This is a genomic window from Streptomyces sp. NPDC054956 (genome assembly GCF_053609185.1).
On sequence record NZ_JBSGXB010000159.1, the window covers coordinates 1 to 4,077 of the forward strand.

Annotated in this window: 4 protein-coding genes; 1 reads left to right on the forward strand and 3 read right to left on the reverse strand. The window is 72.5% G+C overall.

The annotated features are described in order from the left end of the window. Window positions 1-457 precede the first annotated feature (457 nt). A complete protein-coding gene (locus tag ACWGDE_RS23325) occupies window positions 458-898 on the reverse strand; it encodes an Lrp/AsnC family transcriptional regulator (protein ID WP_030240692.1) in 441 nt (146 codons plus the stop codon). Window positions 899-1,117: 219 nt separating this feature from the next. Here ACWGDE_RS23325 and ACWGDE_RS23330 point away from each other — a divergent pair, with 219 nt between their 5' ends. After that, entirely contained in the window at window positions 1,118-1,564 is a 447-nt protein-coding gene (locus ACWGDE_RS23330) for a hypothetical protein (protein ID WP_453390942.1), read from the forward strand. A 5-nt stretch (window positions 1,565-1,569) separates the two neighbouring features. Here ACWGDE_RS23330 and ACWGDE_RS23335 read toward each other — a convergent pair whose 3' ends face one another. Then, entirely contained in the window at window positions 1,570-2,673 is a 1,104-nt protein-coding gene (locus ACWGDE_RS23335) for a phosphotransferase family protein (RefSeq protein ID WP_453390943.1), read from the reverse strand. Window positions 2,674-2,763: 90 nt separating this feature from the next. Continuing rightward, a complete protein-coding gene (locus tag ACWGDE_RS23340) occupies window positions 2,764-3,900 on the reverse strand; it encodes a hypothetical protein (RefSeq protein ID WP_453390944.1) in 1,137 nt (378 codons plus the stop codon). Window positions 3,901-4,077: the final 177 nt, after the last annotated feature.

Sequence of the window (4,077 nt, forward strand, 5' to 3'; positions counted from 1 at the left end):
GCCCCTGGGGCTCCGCCCCGGACCCCGCGCCTCAAACGCCGGCGGGGCTGGAATTGCCCTCCGGGCAATCCAGCCCGCCAGCGGCGCGCGTGCGGGCCGACGCCGGCCAGAATCCAGCCCCGCCGGCGATTGAGGCGATCTTTTCAGTCCCGCCCGGCGCACGTGCGGGCCGGCACCGGCCAAATGCAGCCCCGCCGGCGTTTGAGGCGCGGGGTCCGGGGCTGGCCCCCGTGCAGCGGCGCCGCGCGCGGCAACGGGGGCGGGGCGGAGCGCCCGAGGGGCCGCGGGGTCCGGGGCGGAGCTCCGGGGAACGGGCGAAGGGCGGGTAGGGGACTCCGCCCCGCGCAGCGGCGCCCCCGCAGCCCGGCCCGGGCTGCCCCACGGACGGAGTCCGGCGCAGCGGCGCGAAGCCGGGAAGGCCGCCGGCGCCGGGGCGTGCGAGCGGCACGGGAAAGACTCAAACGCGGGGCGGGCGGGCCTCGTACGGGGTGGAAAGGACCACCGTCGTGCGGGTGGACACGTGCGCCAGGGCCCGCAGCCGGCCCAGGAGGTCCTCCAGCTCCAGCGGGGTCGCCACGCGGACCTTGAGGATGTAGTTCTCGTCGCCCGCGACGCTGTGGCAGGCCTCGATCTCCGGAACCCCGGCCAGCCGCTCGGCGATGTCGTCCGGCGCGCTCGGGTCGAAGGGCTTCACGGAGATGAAGGCCGTCAGCGGCAGCCCGACGGCCTCGGGGTCGACCACGGCGGCATAGCCGCGGATGACCCCGCGCTGTTCCAGACGGCGTACTCGCTGATGGACCGCCGACGTGGACAGTCCGGTGGCCTTGCCCAGATCCGTGTAGCTCATCCGCCCGTCCCGCACGAGCAGATCAACGATCTGGCGGTCCAGCTCCTCCATTGCGCTCATAGCCGCACAACCTACGGCCCCGGACCGCCTCCGGCACAGCGGTGTCCACGGATTGAGGCGGCATCTGCGCCGGGCATGTGACCAAGGCCACAAGCGTATGCGGGCGTACGGCGGCCGGAAGTGGTTACTCGTGCCGCGTGGCGGGAAGTGTTTGCGGTGGCCGTGGCCGAAGAACCTGCCCGCCCGGCCCACCCAAGGGGGAGTACATCCATGCTGAACACCAAGCGCGCCGGTCGCATCGAACCGGAGCCCCTGGAATCCGTCGAGGGCGACTACGCCGACGACGACGAATACCTCGAATACACCGAGGGGTTCGAGATCCACCACGCGACCTGCCCCGACTGCGGACAGTCGATCGCCCTCGTCGCGGACGAGGAGTTCCTGCCGCAGCACGCCCTCTGCCTGACCCCGTGGAACCCCTTCGGGCTCACGGTGTGCGCGGGCACGGGACGCCCCGCCTCCGACGCGCTGCCCACCCTCGGTTTCGCCTCCGACGAGGCCCAGGAGCTGGAGCCCGTCGTGCACCTGGCGCTGCCGCAGGGGCTGGACTGGCGGACGCAGCCCTTCTCGCACGTCGGCGGCCCCGGCTCGCGTCCGGTACGGATGCCCGCCCCCGCGGTGCTGCCGCAGATGCGGCAGCACGCGCAGGCGGCCTGAGCGGACTACCAGTACGTCCCCTGCACCATGGCGGCCAGGCTGGCGTGGTGCAGGATCAGGCTGTCCGGATCGGCCGGGACCTCCACCTCCCCGAAGTGCGCCTGCCGGTAGGCGATGCGCAGCATCACGATCCCGTGCCGCAGGGCGGCGTACAGCGTGTGGAACTCCATGTCCCGCGGGGTGTGCCCGGTGAGCTGCGCGTAGCGTCGCTCGATGTCCTCGCGGCGCAGGAACTCCGGCAGGCCCGGTTGGCCGAAACCGACGGTCAGGTCCTGGAAGAAGCGGTGGAGGTAGACGGTCCAGCCGAGGTCGACCTCGCGCGGGGCGCAGGCCGCCATCTCCCAGTCGAGTACAGCGACGGGTTCAAATCCGTCCGCCTCGTAGATGACGTTGCCGATGCGCGCGTCACCCCAGTTGAGGACGGCCGGGCCGCCCTCGTCGGCCGGCCAGAGCTCCTCCAGCCGGTCGAAGGCCCGCTCCAGCAGCGGGGACCGGGACTTTCCGGCCACCACCCAGTGGTAGTAGGCGCGTTGGGCCTCGACGTGCCGACGCAGCGGGCTGCCCTCCCCCTCCGGCAGGAGGAACTCGGCTTCCCCGGGCGGGAACTGGTCGTGCAGCCGGGCCAGTAGCGCGATGCTCGACTCCTGGAGCGCGGCGCGTTGGGCGTCGGTCGCGGCGTGCAGCCAGTTGCCCTCGTACGTGTAGGGCATCACGTCGGGCGGTACGCGGCCTTCGGCGCGGGCCATGACGAAGAACGGGGCCCCGAGCGGCCCGGGGTCCTCTTCCAGCCACTGCACGCGCGGGACGGGCAGGTCGGTGTGGGCGGCGACCAGGCTCATCACGCGGTGCTGGCGGGGCATGTCGTACGACGGGAAGACGGTGTAGGCGGCCGGATCGGCGGCGAGGCGCAGCGCGCAGGCGTGGATCGGGGCGTCGGGGTGCTCTATGTCGAAGAGCAGGGTCTCGCTGGACATCCCGTTGGAGCCGGGGACGGAGATGTTGGTGATCTTCGCGCCGGGGAGTTCGGCGTCGAGCCAGGCGGCGAGGCGCCGGCCGAGTTCCTCTGGTTCGCGGGTGGAAGTGCGGGGGCGTGGTGCCGGTCCTGCCATGTGGATACCCCTTTTCTGCTCTGGCCTGACTGTCCCTGCTGTGCTGTCCCTGCTGTGCTGTCCCTGCTGTCCCTGCTGTCCCTGCTGTCCCTACTGGGCCACGGAGCCGTAGTCGGTGAACCCGCTCGGGTCGTGGCGGCCGAAGCTGCCGTGCTCGAAGATCCCGTAGCCGGTGCGGCCTTCGAGGGTGAAGCGGGCGGAGTGGTCCGTGACCCCGAAGGCGGCCATGGGGTGGGCGGCGGGGTCGGACAGGTCGTACACGCGGCGGTCGGTCCAGCCGCGGCCCTGCCAGCTGCCGTGCTGCCAGTCGGAGGCGGGCGGGTAGCCGGCGCCGACGGCCAGCGGGGAGGAGTTCAGGATCTCCACGCCGAGTTCGAGGGGCTTGCGTCCGGCCGGGTCGGTGAGGTGGACGACGGCGGTCTCGGGGTGGCGGCTGCCGGGGCGGTAGCGGATGTCGGTGTGCGGCCAGCCGAGCTGGACGTCGCCGAGACCGCTGCCCTCGGGGAAGACCTGGACGGCCTCGCTGAGGTTGCGGTGGCCGTCGGCGTCCTCCTGGGCGATGACCATCAGGAACCGGTCCTCGAACCGGACGGGTATCCAGAGCCAGTGGAACCCCTCGGGCCGGTACTCCTCGGCGGCCCGGCCGCCGTCCTCGCCGGGGATCGGACGCACGCCCCAGCTGCGGTCGCGGGTACCGGTCCACTCGGCGGCGTCGAGGACGAACTCCTCGCCCTTGGCGCGGATCGTGCCGGTGACGTTGCCGGCCTGGACGAACCGCCGGCCCTCGAGCATGAGCCGGTCGCCCCGGCGCTGGGTGTGGTGGGGCTCCCAGACGGCGGGGAACTCGGCGGTCCAGGTGATGTCGTACGAGAGCCCGTCGGGGTCGTCGGGGTCGGCGGCGCAGGTGAGGGTGATCCGCTTCAGGGGTTCGTCGACGGTGATCCGGAGCGGGCCGACGGAGAGGTTCATCCGGTCGTCGGTGAGCGCGTCGGAGGCGCGGACGGCGAGGAGTTCGTCTCCGAGGCGGAGCGTCGCGTAGGCATCGATGACGCCGGCGTTGGGGTAGACACCGAGTCCGAGGATGAGGACGGCGCGGCCGGCGTGGTCGAAGACGTGGAAGATGCAGCGGTCGTAGGCGTTGCGGTCACCGGTGACGAGGTGCTTCATCGACAACGGGGCCTGGTGGATGGGGTATTCGTCGAGCGATACGGGCCGGTCGGCGGGCATGGCGAACCTCCGGGGACGGGTGCGCGGGACGGCACCTCGGGCGGAAATGACGGTACGTCAGATAGCCGGGTGTGGGCCAGAGTTGTGGCACGGACTGTCAGGTCGACACGTCGTGCGAGTGGGTGGGCCCACGGGGGGCGGGGCGGGTCGGCGGGGCCGCCGGGCGGCACCGGGGGG

Coding starts and splice junctions, on each gene's coding strand:
- ACWGDE_RS23340 (WP_453390944.1), bottom strand. CDS start 3,900: ATGCCCGCCGACCGGCCCGTATCGCTCGACGAATACCCCATCCACCAG.
- ACWGDE_RS23325 (WP_030240692.1), bottom strand. CDS start 898: ATGGAGGAGCTGGACCGCCAGATCGTTGATCTGCTCGTGCGGGACGGG.
- ACWGDE_RS23330 (WP_453390942.1), top strand. CDS start 1,118: ATGCTGAACACCAAGCGCGCCGGTCGCATCGAACCGGAGCCCCTGGAA.
- ACWGDE_RS23335 (WP_453390943.1), bottom strand. CDS start 2,673: ATGGCAGGACCGGCACCACGCCCCCGCACTTCCACCCGCGAACCAGAG.